Source organism: Xenorhabdus sp. PB61.4 (assembly GCF_963894935.1).
GTDB classification, from domain to species: Bacteria; Pseudomonadota; Gammaproteobacteria; order Enterobacterales; family Enterobacteriaceae; genus Xenorhabdus; species Xenorhabdus stockiae.
Genome location: NZ_CAWQJR010000178.1, coordinates 1 through 25,150, shown reverse-complemented (window position 1 = coordinate 25,150; position 25,150 = coordinate 1). Strand labels below are relative to the sequence as shown.

3 protein-coding genes are annotated in these 25,150 nt (G+C 47.5%); 1 reads left to right on the top strand and 2 read right to left on the bottom strand.

Annotation, left to right across the window (positions count from 1 at the left end):
* Positions 1-56: 56 nt before the first annotated feature.
* Both AACX68_RS14185 and AACX68_RS14180 read right to left on the bottom strand, forming a co-directional pair.
* Positions 57-22,451, bottom strand: coding sequence for a non-ribosomal peptide synthase/polyketide synthase (locus tag AACX68_RS14185; protein ID WP_255705601.1), 22,395 nt, complete (start codon positions 22,449-22,451; stop codon positions 57-59).
* 469 nt (positions 22,452-22,920) lie between these two features.
* Positions 22,921-23,532 (bottom strand): hypothetical protein, encoded by a 612-nt coding sequence (locus AACX68_RS14180; protein WP_228859555.1) that lies wholly within the window; start codon positions 23,530-23,532, stop codon positions 22,921-22,923.
* 392 nt (positions 23,533-23,924) lie between these two features.
* On the opposite strand from AACX68_RS14180, the gene AACX68_RS14175 reads away from it, so the two are divergent.
* A complete protein-coding gene (locus AACX68_RS14175) occupies positions 23,925-24,791 on the top strand; it encodes a DUF817 domain-containing protein (protein ID WP_228859554.1) in 867 nt (288 codons plus the stop codon).
* Positions 24,792-25,150 lie beyond the last annotated feature (359 nt).

Here is a 25,150-nt window from a genome sequence, read left to right as displayed (position 1 = left end):
AGTCATTGTTCAATCTAACGAGGCTGGTATTACCAGCCTCGTCAATAACCGTTATTTTACAACAGTACTTCTTCCTTACTTCCTAATAAATTAACGGCTTCAGTACTGATAGGGTAAACCGCATCAATCATATTTTCGTGATAATAATCAGTAACCTGCTTAACTACTATTGGCTTGGCTGACCATTGAGAAATATTATTATCCGGTATCTCTATGATTAACTCGCTTATTTGTAGTTCTATTTCGCCTTTATTTAATGAGTTCACCTGACCGGCTTTAAATAAAGTAATGTTGGTCCGGTTCAATTTACCGCTTAATTCACAATTGGCGATAGAATTTTCAAATGGCATAATCTCCAATATCTTGTTGATATAGGTATTTGTAGCTCCCAGTTTCTGCAAGTTTTCAGTCACTACTTCATTTATTTCTGAGATATCTAATTTATCTCTGAGTGCTTTTATTTCCTCGTTATTGAGTAAAGTATCCAATAAAAATAGCTGAATTTTTGTTGCACCCAGTTGCTCTAACTGAAAGGCTATTTCCATTGCTAACTGCCCGCCTAGTGACCAGCCCAGAATATAAATAGACTGATCAATAGTAGTTTCTGCCAGCATTAATTTCCTATAAATCTTAGCCAACTGATACAGTGAATCCGTTGGATTATCTGTGCTGAGGTTATAGTTGTTAATGCCGATGCAATTATAGGTATCAGACAGTGCACTTACCAGCGGCTCATAAACTTCACTGCCGCCATTGGCCGGATGGATCATAAATAGCTTATTGGTGGCGGTTGACTCCGCTGTGAAGAAATTCAGTAAGCCGGGTTGAGCATGGTCTGCATCTGTTTCCAGCCATTGCGATAACGAAGAAATAGATTTACCGCTAAACAAAATATTTAACGGAATATCAATTTGCAGGGTATCGCGGATCGCGGAGGTAAGTTTAATGGCTACCAGTGAGTTTCCGCCGATACGGAAGAAATTATCCTCAATACCGACTTGTTTCAGCCCCAGAATATCCTGCCAGATGGCGCATAACTGGGTTTCCAGTTCATTGCGTGGGGCGACATAGCGATCGCTATTTTCCCAGACTGGTTCTGGCAGGGCGCGGCGGTTCAGCTTCCCATTCACGGTCAACGGGATGGACTCAATACGGGTAAAGCTGGCAGGCAGCATATATTCAGGCAGACGGGAAGAAATGTAGCCGCGCAGGGTGTCATCAGACACTCTGTCGTCTGTCACCAGATAAGCGATCAGTACAGTATTTCCGTCATATTCATGATCTACCACGACCGTCTGTTTCACCTGTGGGTGCGAGGACAGGACACTTTCAATTTCACCCAACTCAATGCGGAAGCCACGAATTTTAACCTGAAAATCATTGCGGCCCAGATATTCCAGTTTGCCGTCCGGTAGCCAGCGTACCCGATCGCCCGTTTTATACAGGCGGGTATAGCCCTGAATTTTATCTTCATCTGTGGCAAATGGATTTACCACGAAGCGTTCAGCGGTTAACTCTGGCTGGTTTAAATATCCCCGGGCGACACCCGCACCACCGATATACAGCTCCCCCGGTGCGCCGACAGGGACAGGGTTGCCATGACTATCAAGAACATACAGGCGAGTGTTGTCAATACCGTTGCCAATGGATAGGTCATCTCCTTTCAATAAGTTTTGGGTTGCACAGACAGTGATTTCTGTCGGGCCATACTGATTAAATAAGGTGATTTCCGGTGGCAAATTCAGGGCATTCAGAGTTTCTCCTCCTGTATGGATAATTTGCAGGGAAGAGCGGAATAAATCAGCGGAGTAATGATTCATTAGAGCGGTTGGGATAAATGCTCGGGTTATTGTATGGGCATTGATAAATGCCAGCAATTGCTCACTATTCACTGTTACTGTGGCAGGAGCGATATATAAAGATGCTCCCGCGGTCAGGGCCGGGAAAATCTCAAAAACTGAGGCATCAAAAACGTAGTTGGCGAAAAACAATGTCCGGGTTTGTGGATGCAGTGAATGGGTTCGGATAATAAACTGACTCAGGTTGTTGACGCTGGTATGTTCTACCATCACGCCTTTGGGCTGCCCCGTCGTGCCGGAAGTATAGATGATATAGGCTAAGTCAGAGGCTGAATTTATCTGAGCCGGATTTTCCACGGGCTGAGTTGTCGTGACTGTTAGGTCATCAGTTACTATCAGTAACGGCTGTTCTTTATGTGACTGACAGTAAGTTTTGAGCGTGATGAAGTGTCGTTGCTGAGTCAGTACACAACCAGCGGCTGTATCCGACAGAATAAACCGTACCCGTTCGGCAGGATATTCCGGTGAAATAGGCACATAAGCGCCACCAGCTTTCAGCACCGCCAGAATACTGATAATCATTTCCGGACTACGGTCGAAATAAAGGGCTATCGGGGTATCTGCGCGCATCATCTTATTACTCTGTTGCTGATAACATTCGCGGATTACGTAAGCCAGCTGATTGGCCCGCTCGTTTAACTGGCGGTAGGTCAGGGTTTCGTTCTCAAACACCAGTGCCACATTGTCCGGTGTCTTTTCCACTTGTGTTTCAAACAGCTGTTGCAGGGTTTTATCCTGTGGATACGGGACATTGGTCTGGTTCCAGCTGTGCAGTAAGGTATGGCGTTCCTCCTCGCTGAAGAAGGTGATTTCAGTATGAGGTTGGTCTGGGGCATACATCACCGCAGACAGAATGCGTTCAAGCTGATCCAACAGGCGCTGAGTCTGTTCTTCCGTCAGCCAGTCTTCACCGTAACTGAGTTTGATAACTAAACGGTTATCCTGTTCATAGGCCATGAGTGACAGCGGATAGTCCACTTTTTCCACCGACTGGCGGAATGCCACGGTATGCTCAATGCCCGAGTTATTTTCATCTGCTACCGGAACCGGATAGTTTTCAAAGACCAGTAAGCTGTGGAATAACCGCTCTCCGTCAGATTGCAGACCGGAAAGCGATACCGCGCTGTGGCTGTTCAGGGCGGCGATATCCTGCTGAATCACCTGTAAAACAGCCGCTATACTGTCGGTGTGATCCCATTGCACCATCAGCGGCAGGGTATTGATATACAGGCCGACACTGTCCGCAATACCTTCCACGGGCACATCACGGCCGGATACGGTTGTACCGACAATCGTTTGATCATCGCCGGTATAACTGTTCAGGAGTTTATGCCAGGCAAATTGCAGGGCCACATTCAGCGTCACGCCCTGCGCCCGGCAGGTATTTTTTAGCTGCTCATAAGCGCTGCCCTGTAGAATAATCCCTTGCTCGGCAGGATGTTCAATGGTTTTTATCTGGGTTAAATCAACACGATGGCTTAACAGTGCTGAAAGATCATTGGTGCCCTGAAATTGCGCTTTGCGTTCTGCCCAGTAGCGGTCTGATTCGGCCTGATGATCCAGATAATATTGCTGGGTAGCCGGATAGGCTTGATCTACCCTTATTTCAGGCATATTTCCCTGAATGATGGCGTTGTAATACTCATGTACTGCCTGCAATAAAATCGGATTACTCCAGCCATCGATAATACTGTGGTGCAGGGTGGTGAGCACTGTAACCAGTTGCTCATGCTGTTGGATCAGGGTAAAGCGAATCAATCCGGGGAGGCTGAAATCAAACGGCAGGGCGCGATCCCGTTGTTGAATTGTACTGATGGCTTTGTGTCGTTCATCCTCCGGTAATGAGCGGATATCTTTCATGCTGAAGTTGGCGGTACTGATACTCGCTCCCTCAGTAATAATTTGTAGCACCTCTTTCGTCCAGTTAAAGGCGGTTCTGAGGATAGGAAAACGCAGTGAAGCCAGTGACCATGCTTGCTGGTAGGCAGCAAAATCGAGTTGAGTGTGGTAATCCAACAATATCTGAACGCAATAAGCATCGTCCTGCGGCTGGGCCAGATGATGATAAATAAAACCCTGTTGCAGGCTGGTGGCGGGGTACAGGGCTTCAATCTGATACACCTGTTGAAGCTGGCGCAGCAACTTGATGGAAAGCCCCTTGATACCATAATCCGCAGGGGTTTTTATACCACCGGATTGCGCTTGTTTCTGGGCGGTGGTGATGACAGAACGTAGCGCCTGTTCAAAGGCGGCGATAAATGTCTGTGTCTGATCCGCAGTTAAACGGGAACCAATCTGGAATTGTAGCTGACCGGCCTGAACCAGTCCGTTGATGTTCAGCAGCAGATGACTATGATTTTCGTCTGCCGAGGTGTTGCCCGTATCGTCGCGGGTCAGGGCCCAATATTGTTCGCTTTCACCCCCCAGTTGGCCCAGATAGTTGAAACTGATGGCCGGTAAATCCCCGGCCAGAGCACCCGCCTGACGTAATGCGCCGTAACCGATTCCCTTATTGGGGACGGCGCGCAGCATCTCTTTGGTGTGAATAATGGTGTCAGCAATATCCTCCTGCATTGCCAGACGAACAGGATATAAGGTAGTAAACCAGCCAATGGTTTCAGAAACATCCAGTGTCTGGTCGATATTTTCGCGCCCGTGGCCTTCCAGCGTGATGGAGTTAACGGATTGTGAGAATACCTCCGGTAGAGCCAGTGCCAGTGCGCTCAGCAATAAATCATTAATCTCGGTCTGATAACCGGCGTTAGCTTCCCGCAGTAAAATGCCCGTCAGTGCAACGGAAATACTCAGGGTATGTTGGCTGATGTTATCAGAAGCCGTGTGAGCAGAAGTTTCTGCCAGCGCTTGTTGCCAGTAGGTAATCTCCTGTTGATGCTGCTCGGCATACTGGCGGATTGCCTTCACCCACTGCCGGTAGCTGCTGGTTTTGGCGGGTAGGGTTTCGCCCTGCAATATCCGCCGGATATCTTCGGCAATAATCCTCCACGAGACGACATCAATAATCAGGTGATGTGCAGCGAAGAATAAGCGCGCACTGCCATCTGTGTAGCCGGTCAGATGGGCAGCCTGCCACAATGGCCCATTATCGTAATTAAAGTGGTTTTGCCATGCAGTCAGTTGTTGATGGAGTGCTTCCTTATCTAATCCACGAATATCACAGTTCGGTAACGGGAGCGATGAAGATGGCATCTTGGCCGGGTAACACTGGCGATAGCCCTGTTCTGTTCTGACAAAATGAGCGCGTAACATATCATGCCGCTCAGCCAGTGCCGTCAGCGCCTGTTCAATCTGAGCGGATTTGATATCGCCGGGTAACCGAACCATAAAGGCCTGATTCCAGTGGTGTGGATTTGGCAGTGCCCAGTCGAAGAACATTTGCTGGACAGGTAACAGGTCAAATTCCCCGTTTAAGATTCCCTGTTCCGCGGTGATTGTATCAGCAGAGGTATCCTGCATCAGTAATTGGGCTAACTGAGCCACCGTCGGTGCCTCAATAATTGAGGTAACCTGAAGAGTAAAACCCGCCTGCCGTAGTTTCGAGACCAGCTGGATACTGATAATCGAATCACCGCCAATGCGGAAAAAGTTATCATCAATACTTATCCGCTCCAGCCTTAAAACTTCCTGCCAGAGAGTGCACAGCCGGGTTTCCAGTGCATTGCGGGGGGCAACATAATTATCGCGATCTCCCCAAACCGGATCAGGCAAGGCGCGGCGGTCTACTTTGCCATTCAGGGTCAGCGGAATAGCGTCAATCCGGGTAAAACTGGCCGGTAACATATAATCCGGCAGGTGGGCCGATAAGTAATCCAGCAGGCTTTCATCGGAGATCTGCTCGTCTGTTACCAGATAAGCGGCCAGCGCTTTATGACCATGATGCTCCCGGTCAATCACCACCGCTTGTTTCACCTGTAGGTGGGATGTGAGGGCACTTTCGATTTCCCCCAGTTCGATGCGGAACCCGCGCAACTTAACCTGAAAATCGTTGCGGCTAAGGTATTCAATATTACCGTCCGGTAACCAGCGGGCGAGATCACCGGTTTTGTACATGCGAGCGTTGGGTTCCGGAGAGAACGGATCGGTCAGGAAACGCTCTGTTGTCAGCTCAGGTCGGTTCAGATAACCCCGCGCAACGCCGTCTCCGCCAATATGGATTTCACCGGGCACACCTGCGGGAACGGGCTGGCCCTGATTATCCAGAATATAGATGCGGGTATTATTGATGGGCTGCCCGATGGGCAGTTTCCCGCTTTCCATCCGTGGCATATCGTAGGCTGTGGCAAACGTGGTCGTTTCTGTTGGCCCGTAGACATGCAGTAAATGTTGAGGGGAATGCTCTGCCCGAAGGCGCATGGCGGCTCGATTATCACTCTTTTCACCGCCGAACAGGACATAACGCAGTCCTGACAGTGCAGGGGCAATCAGGTCGGCATACTGATTAAACAGTGCGGTGGTCAGAAACAGCGCACTGACACCGGCGGTTGACAGGCACTGACCGAATTCAGCAGGCTGTAACAGGGTTTTCTCCGGCACCAGCAGGATACGGGCACCATTCACTAACCCTGACCACACTTCCCATGTAGCGGCATCAAATGAAATATTGGCACAATGCGCAATGCAGTCATCCGGCCCGATATCGGCAAAGCCATTATTGATAATCAGGCGAAGAACATTGCGGTGCTCCACCATGACGCCTTTCGGTAAACCTGTCGAGCCGGAGGTATAGGTGACATAAGCCAGATGGCGTGATGTCAGCCCTAATGCCTGCGTATCAGGATCCGTGTCCGGCAAAGTGGCAAGCTCTGTCGCCTGCGCATCAAGCAATACCGTGGTGACGGAGCCGGATAATTTATCCGCCTGTGTGGTTTGTGTCAGCAGGGCAACCGGTGCTGAATCTTCCAGCATAAAGCTGAGACGTTCAGTCGGATAGGCTGGATCGAGCGGGACATAAGCTCCACCTGCCTTGAGAATGGCGAGTAACCCCACCACCATTTCCGGGCTGCGTTCAAGACAAACGGCTACCCGGTCATCAGGACGTATCCCCAGCGCAATCAGGTGATGTGCCAGTTGATTGGCTCGCCGGTTGAGTTCGCTGTAGCTGATGCTTTGATCTTCAAAGATCACGGCGATGGCATCGGGATGTTGGTCAGCCTGAGCTTCAAACAGCTGTGGCAGGGTTTTATCCTGTGGATAAGGGGCCGCTGTTTCATTCCAGCGGTACAGAAGAGTCAGACGTTCTTCTTCGCTGAGGAAAGAGACTGACGTATGTGGCTGGTGTGGATTACTGGCTACCGCATACAGGATACGTTCAAGCTGACAGAGTAAATGCTGCGCCTGTTCTTCTGTCAGCCAGTCTTCCCCGTAACTGAATTTGATAACCAGCTTGTTATCGTGTTCATAGGCCATTATCAGCACCGGATAATCGACTTTTTCGACCGCTTTACGGAATGTCAGGGTATGTTCGATACCGGCCATATCTTCACTTACCGCCGGAACAGGGTAGTTCTCAAAGACCAGCAGGCTGTGGAATAACCGCTCACCGTCAGATTGCAGGCTGGACAGGGCAATATCACTGTGGCTGTTGAGAGCAGCAATATCCTGCTGAATGGCCTGTAAAACCGTTGCCACACTGTCGGTGTGATCCCATTGCACCATCAGCGGTAATGTATTGATATACAGACCAACACTGTCCGCAATACCCTCCACGGGCACATCACGGCCGGATACGGTTGTACCGACAATGGTCTGTTCATCACTCGTGTAGCTATGCAGGAGTTTATGCCAGGCAAATTGTAGTGCGACATTCAGGGTTACGCCCTGAGTCCGGCAGATCTCTTTAAGCTGATGATAGGCGCTGTCCTTTAGAGTCAGTAACTGTGCAGCGGGTTTTTCAACGGTTTTTACCTGTGTTAAATCAATGGAATGGCTCAGTAAAGCTGAAAAATCATTGGCTCCCTGGAACTGAGGTTTACGCTCTGTCCAGTAACGGTCTGATTCTGCTTTATGATCCAGATAATATTGCTGGGTAGCCGGATAGGCTTGATCCGCCGTGATTGCAGGCAGTTCGCCCTGAATGATGGCGTTGTAATACTCATGTACAGCCTGTAATAAAATCGGCGTACTCCAGCCATCGATAATGCTGTGGTGCAGCGTGACAAGCACTGTAGTCAGTTGTTCACGTTGTTGAATCATCGTGAAACGAACCAAACCGGGCTGACTCAGATCAAACGGCAGGGTACGGTCAGTTTGCTGAATTTCGTCAATCACCCGGTTGCGTTCGGCTTCTGATAATTGGGTGAGATCTTCTCTTCTGAAGTTAGCCGAACCAATACTGGCTCCGGTTGTAATAACCTGTAATATTTTCCCTTCCCAGTCAAAGGCGGTTCTGAGAGTAGGGAAACGAAACGAAGCCAGCGCCCACGCCTGTTGGTAGGCGGCAATGTCAACATCGGTGTGATAATCCAGCAACCATTGTACGCGATAGGCATCATCCTGCGGCTGAGACAGATAATGGTAGACAAAACCTTGTTGCAGGCTGGTGGCGGGATACAGGGCTTCAATTTTATACTGCTGTTGAAGCTGATTTAATGACCTGACTGAAAGCCCTTCAATACCATAATCACTGGGCGTTTTTATCCCTCCTGATTGCTCCTGTGCCTGAGCAATGGCGATAACGCGGTTGAGCATTTGCTCAAATGCGGTGATAAACATTGTTGTCTGGTTTGGCGGCAGACGGGAATCCACACTGAATTGCAGTCTCCCGGCCTGAATTGCGCCATTGATGCCCAGTAATAAATGGCTGCTATTTTCACTGGCTATCGCATTCCCGCAATCATCGCTGGTGATGCTCCAATCCTGATGGCTGGCTCCTCCTAGCTGACCGAGATAGTTGAAACTGATAGCCGGTAAATCACCGGTCAGATACCCCGCCTGATGCAGCGTGCTATAACCGATACCTTTGTTCGGAACACCACGCAGCATCTCTTTGGTATGAATAATGGTTTCGGCAATATCAGACTGTGTTTGCAACTGAACCGGATACAGCGTGGTAAACCAGCCCACGGTTTCAGAAACATCCAGTGTGTTATCGATATGTTCCCGCCCGTGTCCTTCCAGCGTAATGTGATTGACGGGTTGTGCGAAGACTTCCTGCAAAGCCAGCGCCAGCGCACTCAGAAGTAAATCGTTAATTTCAGTGTGATAACCCGTGTTGGCTTCATGCAGCAGAATATCTGTCGTCTCCACAGAAAGACTTAATGGGTGACGGGTGATGTTATCCTGTGCTGGTTTAACATCATGGCCTGCCATCACCTGTTGCCAGTAGGTAATCTCATTCTGATACTGTTCGGCGTAATGATGTACTGCGGCTACCCATTGGCGATAACTGCTGGTTTTTGGGCGCAACGCCATACCCTGCAGGAGTAAACGCATATCTTCGGTAATAATTCGCCACGATACGGCATCAATAATCAGATGGTGGAAGGCAAAAAATAACCGGGCACTGCCATCTGCGTAGCCAATCAGATGAGCCGCCTGCCATAATGGCCCGTTGTGGTAATCGAACCCGCTTTGCCATTGGGTGAGTTGTTGATGCAGCCCTTCCTGATTGAACTCACGGATATCACCATGTTGTAAAAGAGAAGGTGAGTCCGGTATTTCTGCGGAATAACACTGGCGGTAGCCGTTTTCGGTCTTAATAAAACGGGTACGTAGCATGTCGTGTCGTTCAGTCAGCATTATCAGTGCTTGTTCAACCTGCGCAGATTTAATATGACCGGGTATCTGAACCATAAAGGCCTGATTCCAGTGGTGTGCATTGGCGAAATCCCAGTCAAAGAAAGTCTGCTGGACAGGCAACAGATCAAATTCTCCGGTTAGCAACCCTTGTTCAGCAATAACTTTCTCGGAAGAAACCGTCTGAGTCAGCAATCGGGCTAATTGTGCGACTGTAGGCGCTTCAAAAATGGCTTTCACCTGAAGGGTAAAACCGGCCTGACGCAGTTTAGAAACCAGCTGGATGCTGACAATCGAATCGCCACCAATACGGAAGAAATTATCCTCAACGCTAATCTGCTCCAGACCTAACACATCCTGCCAGATATGACACAGCTGAATTTCCAGTGCATTGCGAGGCGCAATATAGTGCTCCTGAACGCTCCAGATTGGCTCTGGCAGGGCGCGGCGATCCACTTTGCCGTTCAGCGTCAGCGGAATAGATTCTATAACGCTAAAGCTGGCAGGCAGCATATATTCCGGTAAGCGGGAAGAGAGATATTCCATCAGGCTGTCACTGGACAGTGTACCTTCTGTCACCAGATAGGCTACCAGCACCTTATGGTTGTTATGTTCCCGATCAATAACTACGGCCTGTTTTACCTGTGGGTGAGCGGTCAGGGCGTTTTCGATTTCCCCCAGTTCGATACGGAACCCACGTAGCTTCACCTGAAAATCGTTGCGGCTAAGGTATTCAATATTGCCGTCCGGTAACCAGCGGGCGAGATCGCCGGTTTTATACATACGGGCGTTCGGTTCCGGAGAGAACGGATCGGTCAGGAAACGTTCTGCTGTCAGTTCAGGCTGGTTCAGGTAACCTCGGGCAACGCCGTCTCCGCCAATATAAAGTTCTCCGATTGCTCCAATGGGCACAGGTTGTTCATCTGTGTTCAGTAAATAAATCCGGGTATTGGCAATCGGACGACCGATAGGGATAGATTGTGCTACATCAACTGTTTCCGTCATTGTATAAGTGGCGGCAAAAGTGGTTGTTTCTGTTGGGCCATAGCCGTTAATCAGGTGAACAGGTGAGGTTTCTGCCAACTGGACCTGTTTTATCTTCTGCGGATTTAGAACATCACCCCCGACAAGTAAATAGCGTAGTTGTCCGAATACCGGAAGAAGAGGGTCAAGGTACTCGTTAAACAAGCCGACGGTGAGCCATAACGCGGTCACTTTACCTTTAATCAGGATGTCGCGGAAACGAAGAGGGTCTAGCAAGACCGATGAAGATACAATATACAAGCGGCTGCCGTTTAGTAGGGCAGACCAGATTTCCCATGTAGCGGCATCAAATGATGGGTTAGCACAATGGGCAACGCAGTCAGCAGAGTCTATGTCAGCAAAGCCATTATTGATAATCAGTCGCAGGACATTCCGATGCTCCACCATCACGCCTTTTGGCTGTCCGGTAGAACCGGATGTGTAAATGACATAAGCCAGATGACGTGATGTCAGTCCTAAGGACTGCGTATCAGGATTTGTATCCGGCAGAGTAGCAAGGAATTGAGCCTGCTCATCGAGCAATACCGTGGTGACGGAGCCGGTTAATTTATCCGTCTGTGTGGTTTGAGTCAGCAGGGCGACCGGCGCTGCATCCGCCAGCATAAAGCTGAGCCGTTCAGTCGGGTAGGTAGGATCGAGCGGCACATATGCCCCGCCTGCCTTGAGAATAGCGAGTAATCCCACAATCATCTCCGGGCTGCGCTCAAGGCAAATAGCGACACGGTCATCAGGGCGTACCCCCAGCGCAATCAGATGATGAGCCAGCTGATTGGCTCGTCGGTTGAGTTCGCTGTAGCTGATGCTTTGGTCTTCAAAGATAACGGCGATGGCTTCGGGATGTTGGTGGGCCTGTGCTTCAAACAGCTGTGGCAGGGTTTTATCCTGCGGGTATGGGGCAGCCGTCTGATTCCAGCCGTGTAGCAGGGTATGTCGCTCCTGCGCAGATAAAATATCAATTCTGGATAAGGCTTGTTGCTGATCGGCCACAAAAGCGCTCAGTACCCGCTGATAACTGGCTGCCAGCCGCGTGATGGTGTTTTCGTTAAACAGGCTGATTGCGTAATTCAGGCAACCCGTAATGCCGGTTTTTCCATCGGATAAAAACAGGCTCAGGTCAAATTTGGCAGGGCTGTATAGCGGTTTATCCAGAGTTACCGAACAAAATGGCAGACGGGTTTCGCTTGACTGGGGCTCACTCTGAGCACTGAACATCACCTGAAAAATTGGGTGACGTGAGGTATCACGCTCAAGGTTCAGGGCATCAATAAGTTGTTCAAAAGGCATATCCTGATGCGCTTTGGCTTCGCTCACCTGCTGATGCGTCTGCTTAATCAGCGTTTCCACGCTGGTGGTTTTTTCAAGCTGTGCCCTTAAAACCAGCGAGTTAACGAACATGCCAATCAGAGGCTGAGTCTGGGCATGGTGGCGGTTATCCGTTGGCGTTCCCAGAACGATATCGTCCTGTCCGGAGAGTTTCGCCAGCGTGACGTAAAAGGCACTGAGCAACACGGTATAGAGAGTGGTTTCCTGTGATTTTGCCAGTGTCCGCAACTGTTCCGAGAGGGCGATATCCAGCTCAAAACTGAAATCCTGCCCCTGATAATTTACCTGCGCAGGTCTGGGGTAATCAGTGGGTAAATTCAGTGAAGCATAACCCGCCAGCGTTTGTTGCCAGTAAGCAAGCTGCTGTTCATAGTTATCACCCTGCAAATAATGGCGTTGCCAGACAGCATAATCTCCGTAGTTGATCTCCAGAGGAGTGAGCTGGTAGTCACGGCCATCCCGTAGGGCAGGGTAAATCTCCGCCAGTTCATTGGTGAAAATATCGGCAGACCAGCCATCAAAGGCGATATGGTGCCACAACAGCAATAAATAGTGGCTGTCAGCGACCTGATAGTGACGCAGGCGCAGGCTAGGCTCATCAGACAGATCAAATGGTGTGGCTATCTCAGCCTGCACGTTACTTAGCAGCGTTTCCATCGTTTCACAGGGCTGAGACTGAATAACCAGATTACAATCCATTTCCTGCTGATAAATCTGGCCTTCATCATCAGGCTGGTACACCATTTTTATGACTGAATGGCGCTCAGCCAGCCGATTAATGGCGGCTTCTAATACAGGCAGACAGGTTTCATCATCCAGCTGAACCAGATAAGGAATATGGTAGGTATCGGAACCTTGTTCAAACTGCTCGATAAACAACATCCGTTCCTGAGCAAAGGATAAAGGATAACGATTCAGGGCCAGATGCGGAATAACCGTATAAGTCTGTTTCTCCATCTGCGTGACCAGACCTGCGATGGTTTTCAGCTCAAATAATTGTGCCAGTGAGACTTCAGTTGTCAGAATGCGGCGGATCGCGGCGGTCAGCTTAATGGCGGTCAGGGAGTTCCCGCCGATACGGAAGAAATTATCTTCAATCCCCACCTGTTCCAGCCCCAGAACATCCTGCCAAATGGTACACAGTTGAGCTTCCAGCGCATTGCGGGGAGCAACATAACCGGTTTTATTGCCGAAAACCGGCTCCGGTAATGCCCGGCGATCGACTTTACCGTTTTTGGTCAGGGGGATCACCTCAATAGGGGTAAAACTGGCAGGCAGCATATATTCAGGCAGACGGGAGGATAAATAACGGGTTAATGCATCATGTGCAAGTTCACCACTGATGACCAGATAAGCGACCAGCGTTTTGTTACCGTCATATTCACGATCAACCACGACGGCCTGTTTTATCTGTGGATGTGAAGCAAGGGCGCTTTCGATTTCACCCAGCTCAATACGATAACCCCGGATCTTAACCTGAAAATCGTTACGTCCCAGATATTCCAGCTCACCATTTGGCAGCCAGCGGGCCAAGTCGCCGGTTTTATACAGACGGGTGTAACCGCGTTCTTGGTCTTTCTCCGAGGCAAAAGGAGTCTGCACAAAACGTTCAGCGGTGAGTTCCGGTCGGTTTAAATAGCCCCGCGCCAGCCCTGCGCCACCGATATACAGCTCGCCCGGTGTACCAATCGGAGCCAGTTGCCCGTATTGATTCAGAATATAGGCGGACATGTCACGCAGTGGTCGCCCGATGCAGGAGACTGTTGTGGCATCGTTTCGGGTTAATTTCTTATAGGTTACATGGACAGTGGTTTCGGTGATCCCGTACATATTGATAAGGGCAGGAGTCTGATCGCCGTAATGATTCCACCAGGGGTTCAGTTGTGCCGGATTCAGTTTATCACCACCGAAGATCACATAACGAAGGTGAGGGAATTCTGCTTTTATATTCAGTGCAGCGTCAATAAAGGCATAAAATGCGCCCGGCGTCTGGTTCAGCACGGTGACGTTCTGATCTGAACAAAGGCGGCTGAACCGGTCGAAATCCTTGGTACATTCAATAGTCGGGATAATCAGGCGTCCGCCATAGAGCAATGCGCCCCATAATTCCCAGACACTGAAATCGAAAGTGTAAGCATGATACAGCACCCAGATATCATTCTGATTAAACTGGTAATCTGCCTGTGTGCTGGCAAATAAGCGGGCGACATTTTCATGCGTCTGCAACACGCCTTTTGGCTGCCCGGTGGTGCCGGAGGTATAGATAACATAGGCCAGATCAGTTGCCTGATGCGTGAAGGCCAGATTCTCCGTTGACGGGTTTTGTGCCACAACCGGATCATCTACCGTAATCAGGGCGGGCTGTTTCATCCCTGTTTGTGTGCATGTTTTCAGCGCATCTAAATACCGTTGCTGAGTCACTACACAAGGAGTCTGGGTATCTTCCAGAATAAACCGGACTTGTTCAGGCGGATATTCCGGTGAGACGGGCACATAAGCGCCTCCCGCTTTCAGTACTGCCAGAATACTGATCACCATTTCCGGGCTGCGTCCCAGATAGAGCGCAATCAGCGTATCAGCCGGCATCGGTTGATGATGCTGTTGCTGATAACGCTCACGGATCACAACTGCTAATTGATTTGCCCGTTCGTTTAACTGGCGATAGGTCAGCGTTTCGTCCTCAAATATCAGTGCCACATTATCTGGTGTTTTGTCTGCCTGTGCTTCAAACAGCTGCGACAGGGTTTTATCCTGCGGATAGTCCATCTCAGCCTGATTCCAGCGATGCAGCAAAGTATGGCGCTCCTGCCCCGACAGGATATCCAGCCCGAATAGCGGCTGTTTCTGGTCTGTCACAAAAGCCACCAGTACCCGCTGATAAATATCTGCCAGCCGCATAATGGTCGTTTCATTAAACAGACTGACCGCATAATTCAGGCAGCCGGAAATTCCGCTTTGGCTATCGGATAAATACAGATGCAGGTCAAATTTAGCGGGGCTGTACAGAGGCTCTTCCAGTATTACCGGGCTGAAGGGCAGAGGCGTTCCCTGTGGCAGACTTTCTTCGGGATTTTGTAAGCCGAACATGACCTGAAAAATCGGATGGCGTGAGGTATCACGCTCAATACCGAGTATTTCAAGCAGTTGTTCAAACGGCATATCCTGATGCGCTTTGGCTTCGGCAACTAACTGATGGATCTGCTGAATCAGATTTTCTACGCTGGTGGTTTGTTCAAGTTGTGCCCTTAAAACCAGCGAGTTAACGAACATCCCAATCAGAGACTGAGTCTGGGCATGGTGACGGTTATCCGTTGGCGTTCCCAGAACGATATCGTCCTGTCCGGAGAGTTTCGCTAATGTGACGTAAAAGGCACTGAGCAACACGGTATAGAGGGTGGTTTCCTGTGTTTTTGCCAGTGTCCGCAATTGCTCCGAAAGCCGGGTGTCCAGTACAAAGTTGAAATCCCGTCCCTGATAGCTGACCTGAGCAGGTCTGGGATTGTCAGCAGGCAAGGCCAGCGGTTCATAACCGACCAGCGTTTGTTGCCAGTAACTTAGCTGATGTTCATATCTGTCACCCTGTAAGTAATCACGCTGCCAGACAGCATAATCACCGTAAGTGATCTCCAGTGGTGTGAGCTGGCAGATACGGTTATCCCGTAGTGCCTCATAAATTTCTGCCAGTTCTGCCATAAAAATAGCGATAGACCAGCCATCAATAGCGATATGGTGCCATAACAGCAGTAAATAGTGACTGTCAGCCACCTGATAGTGGCATAAACGCAGGCTGAGTTCTGTAGTCAGGTTGAATGGACGTGCTAACTCGGTGCGCGCAGCATTCAGTAGCTCATCCATATTTTCGCAGGACTGGGAGGTTATTTTCAGATCCCTGTTCAGCACCTGCTGGTAAATCAGGCCTTCATCATGAGGGCGGTACACGGTTTTTATCACGGAATGGCGTTCAGCCAGCCGGTTGATGGCAGTTTCCAATAAGGGGAGGCTAATTTCGTTATCCAATTGAAGTAGATAAGGCGCATGATAAGCATTGCTGCCCTGTTCAAATTGTTCGATAAATAACATGCGCTCCTGTGCAAAGGATAAAGGATAGTGCGCCTGTGCCAGATGGGGGATAACTGTATAACTCTTCTCCCTCATTTGGATTGCCAGTTCTGCGATGGTTTTCAGTTCAAACAGTTGAGTGAGTGAGATTTCAGTTGCCAGAATGCGATGAATAGCCGCAGTCAGCTTAATGGCGGTCAGGGAGTTCCCCCCGATACGGAAGAAATTATCTTCAATGCCCACCTGTTCCAATCCCAGAACATCCTGCCAGATAGCACAAAGCTGGGTTTCCAGTGCATTACGGGGGGCGACATAGCCCATTTTATTGCCGAAAACTGGTTCCGGTAATGCCCGGCGATCTACTTTGCCATTCACTGTTAAAGGGATTGCATCAATACGGTTAAAGCAGGCTGGCAACATATATTCAGGCAAACGGGGGGATAAATAACGGATTAATAGATCATCGGTAAGTTCGCCATCGGTGACCAGATAAGCAACCAGTGTTTTGTTGCCGTCATATTCGCGATCAATCACGACTGCCTGTTTTATCTGTGGATGTGAAGCAAGGGTGCTTTCAATTTCACCCAGCTCAATACGATAGCCACGGATTTTGACCTGAAAATCATTGCGTCCCAGATATTCCAGTTCACCATTTGGCAGCCAGCGGACTAAGTCTCCGGTCCGGTACAGGCGGGTATATCCTTTGGTTCTGTCTTCTGCGGTAGCAAAGTGATTAGGTACAAAACGTTCAGCGGTCAGTTCAGGCTGGTTTAAATACCCCCGTGCCAGCCCGGCTCCGCCTATATACAGCTCGCCCGGTGTGCCGACAGGGGATAAATTACCCTGCTCGTCAAGAACGTAAAGACGGACGTTATTAATGGCCTTGCCGATATTAGCCGGGATATCCCCCTGCTGAAATTGTTTTTCAGTCGCACACACTGTGACTTCTGTCGGGCCGTAAGAATTCAGTACGCGGCTGGTCTGGCTGAAATGTTTAATGAAATCGGAGGAAGGCGCTTCTCCCGCTGTCACCAATATCCGCAAAGAAGGCAACTCAGTATCAGTCAGTAATTTCAGCATAGCGGGGGGTAAGGCTGCCGCTTCGATACCTTCACGCTGAATGAGTTGCGCAACTGAAATGACATTTCGTTCTGTTTCACTGCAAAGGTAAAGTGTGATCCCTCTGAATAGGCTGGGGAATAATTCAAAAACTGAACCATCAAACACATAGGCAGCAAACATTAAAGCTTTCTTTATGTTCGAGGTATCCAGAATGTTTGTTTGTGCCGCCGCCATATGAGCCACATTGTTGTGTTCAATCATGACCCCTTTGGGCTGTCCGGTTGTGCCGGAGGTATAGATAATATAGGCCAAATCGGTGGAGGTATTGATCCGTGCCGGATTTTCTACAGGCTGCTCTGCGGTGATGGTTTGGTCATCTGCCGCAATCAGTGCCGGTTGTTCAGGTAACGCCTGACAATATGTTGCCAGTGTTGTCAGATGATGTTGCTGAGTCAGTATGCAGAATGCCGCGGTATCAGCCAGAATAAACTGGACACGTTCGGCAGGATAGGCCGGTGAAATGGGAACATAAGCACCACCGGCCTTCAGCACCGCCAGCATGCTGATCACCATTTCCGGGCTGCGATCGAAATAAAGTGCTACCGGCATATCTGCCTGCAACTCTTCATTATGCTGCTGTCGGTAATATGCCCGGATAACACAGGCCAGCTGGTTCGCCCGTTCATTCAGTTGACGATAAGTCAGGGTTTCGCCTTCAAATACCAGTGCTGCATTATCCGGTGTTTTTTCCACCTGAGTTTCAAACAGTTGTTGCAGGGTTTGATCCTGTGGATACGGAGCATCGGTCTGATTCCAGTGATGCAACAGAGTCTGGCATTCCTGTTCTGACAGGATGTTAATGTTAGCCAGCGTTTGCTGGTGGTCTTCGACAAAAGCCGCCAGCACCCTTTGATAATAGTCAGCCAATCGTCCGGCGGTGGCTTCACTAAACAGACTGACGGCATAATTGAGGCTACCGGTAAGACAGGTCTGTCCATCCGATAAGAACAGGCTCAAATCAAATTTGGCCGGGCTGTATAAAGAGTCATCCAGATCCACCGGGCTGAACGGCAGTGCAGGGTTGTCTGTCAGGCTTTCCCCAAAACTCTGTAAGCCAAACATAACCTGAAAAATCGGGTGACGGGAGGTATCCCGTACCATCACCAGCGCGTCAAGCAACTGTTCAAATGGCATGTCCTGATGATCTTTGGCACCGGCAATGACTTTATGAATTTGCCCAATCAGTGTTTTTACACTGTCGGTCTGTTCTAACTGTGCCCGCAATGGCAGTAAGTTGATGAACATGCCCATCAGAGGCTGAGTCTGGGTATGGTGGCGATTATCCGTCGGGGTTCCCAGCACGATATCATTCTGCCCGGATAGCTTCGCCAGCATGACATAAAAAGCGCTGAGCAGAACGGTGTACAGAGTAGTTTCTTCTGCTTTGGCCAGCGTCCGCAACTGTTCGGAAAGGACAGGGTTCAGCGTAAATGTACAATCCCGGCCCTGATAACTGACCTGTGCCGGTCTGGGGTAGTCTGTTGGTAAAACCAGCGTTTCAAAGCCCGCTAGCGTGTGTTGCCAGTAAGCCAGTTGTTGTGCATGTACTTCGCCCTGTAAATATTCCCGTTGCCATCGTGCATAATCACCATAGCCGATCTCCAGCACCGGTAATTGGCTGGTACGTCCTTGCAGAAGTGCGTGATAATTTTCTGCCAGTTCGGTGGTAAAAATATCGGTAGACCAGCCATCAGTGGCAATATGATGCCAAAGGAACAATAAGTAATGGTTTTCAGCCACTTGATAGTGGCACAAACGTAGACTTGGCTCAGTGACCAGATCAAACGGGGTGGCGATTTCGCCGCGTACTGATTGTAAAAGGGTATGCATATCCTGACAGGATTGTGATCTGAATCTGAGGTTTTCTGCCAGTACTTGTTGATATTCATGCCCGTGAGCATCGGTACGGTACACAGTCTTCATGATCGGGTGACGATCAACCACTTGATTAATCGAGATTTCTAATAATGACAGGTCCGTATTGTCATCCAGTTGTACGAGGTAAGGAACATGATAGACATAAGTTCCCTGTTCAAAACGTTCGATAAACAGCATTCGTTCCTGAGCGAATGACAGCGGATAACGTTCCTGCTCAATATGAGTAATAACCATACCGGTCGCTTTCTGCATCTGTGCTGAAAGCCCGGCAATGGTTTTAAACTCAAAAATCTGACTTAATGAAACCTCCAGCCCTAATTGCTGGCGAATGGCGCTGATCAGCTTAATGGCTGTCAAAGAATTCCCGCCAAGACGGAAGAAATTATCTTCAATTCCTACCTGTTTCACGCCCAGAATAGTCTGCCAAAGCTCACAAAGCCGGGATTCCAGTTCATTACGCGGGGAAACAGAACCGGCTTTATTGCCGAAAGCGGGTTCTGGTAATGCCCGTCGATCGACTTTACCGTTCTGGGTCAGTGGGATGGATTCAGTGTATGTAAAGCTGGCAGGCAGCATATAGTCAGGCAAGAGGGCAGATAAGTGGCTGATTAACGCCTCATCTGAAGGTTTTTCAGGGCTAACCAGATAAGCGACCAGAACCTTATTGCCTTCATATTCGCGATCAATCACTACCGCCTGTTTTACCTGTGGATGCGAAGCGAGGGCACTTTCAATTTCCCCCAGTTCAATGCGATAACCGCGGATTGTGATCTGAAAATCATTACGCCCCAGATATTCCAGTTCCCCGTTTGGTAGCCAGCGGGCTAAGTCGCCGGTTTTATACAAGCGGGTGTAACCGGATTTTTTCTCCTTATCCGTGGCAAACGGATTTTCCACAAAGCGTTCAGCCGTTAATTCCGGCCGGTTTAAATAACCCTGAGCCAGTCCGGCACCGCCGATATACAGCTCACCGGGCGCGCCGATAGGGGCAAGCTGCCCGGAATGATTCAGAATATAAGCAGACATATCACGCAGTGGTCGCCCGATGCAGGAGACGGCGGTTGCATCGCTCTGAGTTAATTTTTTATAGGTCACATGGACGGTGGTTTCAGTGATCCCGTACATATTGATGAGGGCAGGGGTTTGATCGCCGTAAAAATCCCACCACGGTTTCAGTTGCACCGGATTCAGTTTATCTCCACCGAAGATGACATAGCGAAGATGGGGAAATTCAGCTCTGGCCTTTAATGAAGCCTCGAGAAAGGCATAAAACGCCCCCGGTGTCTGATTCAGTACCGTGACATTCCGCGCAGAACAGAGACGGCTGAATTGTTCAAAATCCTTAGTGCACTCTGTTGTCGGAATAATGACACATCCGCCATAGCGCAGTGCTCCCCACAATTCCCAGACACTGAAATCAAAGGTGTAGGAATGGTACAGAACCCAGATATCATCCTGATTAAACTGATAATCTGCCTGTGTACTGGCAAATAAACGGGCGACATTTCTATGTGTCTGTAACACGCCTTTTGGCTGCCCGGTGGTGCCGGAGGTATAGATAACATAAGCCAGATCGGTGGCCTGCCCAGCGCATACCGGATTTTCCGTGGAGCGATGTTCAGTCACGCTGCGGTCATCTGCCGCAATCAGAACAGTTTGTGCCGATGCACACTCGTTCAAGACTGGCAGGTATTTTTGCTGAGTGATCACACAGAAGGCGCGGGTATCTTCCAGAATAAACCGAACCCGTTCCGATGGATAATCCGGTGAGACAGGCACATAAGCGCCGCCTGCTTTCAACACCGCCAGAATACTGATCACTATTTCCGTGCTGCGTCCCAGATAGAGTGCAACCAGCGTATCAGCCGGCATCGGTTGATTATGCTGTTGCTGATAACGCTCACGAATAACAACTGCGAGTTGATTCGTCCGTTCATTTAACTGGCGATAGGTCAGCGTTTCATCCTCAAACATGACCGCCACATTATCCGGCCTGATGGCTGCCTGAGCTTCGAAATGTTGTTGTAGAGTTTTATCCTGTGGATACGCGATATCAGCCTGTTTTTGGAGATGTAATAATGTTTGACGCTCCTGCTCTAATAAAATAGGTAACTCATTAACAGGAACAGAAGGCGTCTCAATGATAGCAGCCAATAAATTTTGCAGCCGCTCGAGCGCATTTTGAATATCAGCATCATTAAAATAGGCCTGCAAATAATCTATCGTTATTTTTAATTCCTGATCATAACCGTGATCTTTCAGGCGGAATGCGATGGGATAAATATTAAATATTCCATCGATATGGCAATGCTGATTCTGGTTAATTTCAGTGGCTGATGCTGAATAACGGTCGTAGGCGATAAAAATACCGGGTAAAGAAAAACCCTGTTGACTTGCTAGTCGGGCAAGGTGTGATTGAGGGAACTGGCTGTGTCTGTAACTGTTTTTCAGAGCTGATTCCATTTCTCTGATTTGTTCAATGACACTGGATGCTGGCGAAATATGGCAATGTACGGGATAGACATTGGCCTGCATACCAACGACATATTTCTCTGTTTCTGTTCTTCTGCCATGTGTGATGGTATTAAAAATCAGCTCTTTTTGCCCTGTAAGTTCAGCCATCATGATGGTGACAAGGCTGGAAAAGACGGCCAGCAAATTAGTTTTATGTTGACGACAAAAAGCCAGTAAACTTTCTTTAGCTGAAAAGGGCAGTGTCAGGGCGCGATAACCGGTTTCATTATTCTTATAGTGAGGGGTTAAGTGATGTATTTCTTTTTTTCTTAAAAAATCAATCCAATAATTTTTATCATCCTTATAATGAATACTATTTAAATAATCCCTTGCGTTCTCTATCGATGTTAAATATTGCGGAATATCTGATAACCATGCTGTCGATATACCTTGTTTAAGGCAGCCGTATAACTGATAGATATACTCATGAAGCCGATATAATCCAACGCTATCTATCATAATGTGGTGGAATTGCGTGAATAAATAACATTTTTCATTATTCAGCCGGATTAAAGTCACTTGATAGGGTGTTGTCTTTAAGTAATTGACAGGGATATAGGTTTGCTGCCTCATCCAGGTAAGAGCATGCTTTTCGGGTTCAGGCTGCATTGTGGCATCATAGTACCTGATTAATTCGGGTTTGCTCAGTTCCGGAATATATTGTATAGCCTCATTATCTGAATCTATTGTTATCCGCAAGCGTAATGTATCAATATGCTGGTGCAGTAGATCCCATGCTTTTTGTAAAATCGCAATATCAATATTTTCTTCTAAAGATGTATACCAGCTAAGGCTATGTATAGGACTATTTTCATAAAGTGCTTGTTCGTAAAACACATCCTCCTGAGAAGGGTGAAGAGGATAAAAACCCGAATTCAAAGAACCCTTAAATGCTCTCATAATAAATTATACGAATGTATTCCGTTTACAAGTTATTTGTAATTGATTCCGTAATATTTAAAACTGTCATTTACGACTTAGTGGGTATAATTCATCATGGTATCATTACAGATAATCTCGCAATCTTTCAACATCCTTCCTCATGAAAAATAGTTAATGTTTATCAGTGAATGATTCTGTTTTTATTTATTACTGCATGATCATAACTCATCATTGTGAAGTTTTTCTGGTCATTTTAGCTACGGGATATGTTATTTTTTATCTGGTATAACTATTTTTATGCTGGATATATTGGATGAGGCTGGTACTTTTCGTTTCGTCAATAATGATTAAATTGATTTGCATCAAGTTATCATCTTTGTTTTTTTAACGTGTTGGTTATTTATTTTCTGGCAACAGAAATAGACGTGATAATTATTTTATGGCAGAGATAATCAGGATTCTTTATTGAAAATTTTTAAATTATTAATCATCGATATTTAAATCGATTACTATTTGCAATAGGGATAAAAGCATTTCCCTGTTGGATCCTAACCCTTTGACTATCTGGTAATTTGTGCCAGGGACGGATAAATACATCCCAGCATGATGTAGTGATAGAGTTGTCCTGTAAATTTATATTTGACTTGTATCCTATTGCCCAGCCAATTTTTACCCCTTCCTCTATTAACGTTTGAACAAGTGTAGGCAAGAACTCACCTTTACCCGCCTGGCAGGCTTTCATTGATATCAAACCAACCTGAGTTAACCCATAGTCGATAAGCATACGAGCAAATGATGCACCATCAAGCCCGCCAAACTCTTCGTGGTAAATTCGGTTGCCATGATCTGAACCATGAGCAACGACGATTAATTTTGAATTAAGATCGCACTGAGCAAAGGGCTTATCCGTAGGTTGAGAAAATTGACTGTGAGGAGGAGGCAAACACTGATAGCCGGAAATCCTTTTTGTGGCAAAGGAATGTGCCTCAGGTATCCGGTATTTTCTTTTGAATACTTCACTGGTTGGTAACAGAGGATCTCTGGGCCTGTTTGGTCTATTGACCGGAAATAATAGTATAAAAACTTTATTCCATTTCACGGTGTTACTTCTCCTTGCTATCGGAAAATAAATAATACGTATGCTTGGAGGCGGCTGCTTTTAGTGCAGCATTATAGAGGTTTTTGCTGATTGAAGATTAAATAGATGAGAAATGTTTGTAAGGAAGTCTGTGATTTCTGTTTTAGTGAACCTTACGAACACAACGGTTAAGCCTGTCATTCGGGATAAAAGAGCAGGCGATTACCAGAAAAATCAATATTAGCTCTTTATACACAATGGATTTTAAGATGTATCGCGGTGGCAGGGGTGAGCGCGTGCAGATAATAAAAAAGCCACCTGAAAGACGAAGTGTATAACATGCCATATTTTGTTAGAATTCGTGATGTGAAATAGGGATTACTGTGGTGAATTAACAACAATAGGTTAATTGAATGGAAAGTATGTACCAGAAATTTAATGTTCTGAATAGAATTGACAAAATATTAATGGAGCATAAGCCCAATAATAGCACAGGTGTTAAACGGTTTATTTTAGAGTTTCTTTTCTTTGGTTTGATTAATGCCCGTTCGTGTTTATTTGCTGGTTTCTTTTTTTTAGCTTTGTTTTTAGTGCCGGCAAAAGGTATCTTGGGTATACCGCGTTATGATGTGCTGTTGGTCTTTGCAGTAGCCTTTCAGGCATTGTTAATACTATTTAAACTTGAAACATGGGATGAATTTAAAGCGATATGTGTATTCCATTTAGTTGGTTTTATCATGGAGTTATTTAAAACATCAGCTTCTATCAGTTCATGGCAATATCCTGATGCTGCATTCACTAAACTTTGGGGAGTCCCGTTGTTTACAGGTTTTATGTATGCCGCTGTAGGGAGTTTTATTATACAGTCATGGCGCTTCTTTAAAGTGCGCATTGAGCATTATCCACCGTACTGGATGGCAACATTGGTAGCTCTGGCTATTTATATCAATTTCTTTAGTCATCATTATATTGATGATTATCGCTGGTATCTGACGGCTTTTATTTTTGGGTTGTATGCCCGTGGCACTATTTTTTATACGCCATTGGATAAAGAACGAAAAATGCCGCTATTATTATCGTTTATATTAATTGGTTTTTTTATCTGGTTAGCGGAAAACTTCGGAACCTTTTTTGGGGTTTGGCAATATCCTAATCAGTTAGGCGCTTGGTCTGTTGTTCATGCAGGGAAATGGGGAGCATGGTCATTATTGGTCGTTGTGACCTTTACGATTGTTGTCCACCTTAAACATATCAAATCAAGTGTGGCAATTGCCCGTTAGGGTAGCTTTGCCAAGTGGTGGGGTTCAGGAGGATACCCCGCCATTGGCCGTTCAGGATAAGATATATACACAATGGATTTCAAGATGCGTCACGGCGGCAAGGGAGTGACAAATTCGTTGGGAACGAATTTGCCCAGCCAAAGGCTGCCTCCGGTGAAAGGCAGGAGCCTTTCATTAATCCCCTGGAGCGTAGATAACTATGTGACTGGGGTGAGCGAGCGCAGCCAACAAAGAGGCAACTTGAAAGACGAAGTGTATAATTATTAATATATTTAACTTAATCTCTATTGCATTGGCTTTGAGTGTTAAAATCTATTTATTTTAATAGATTGGTAAGTATTTAATATATTCATTTATGG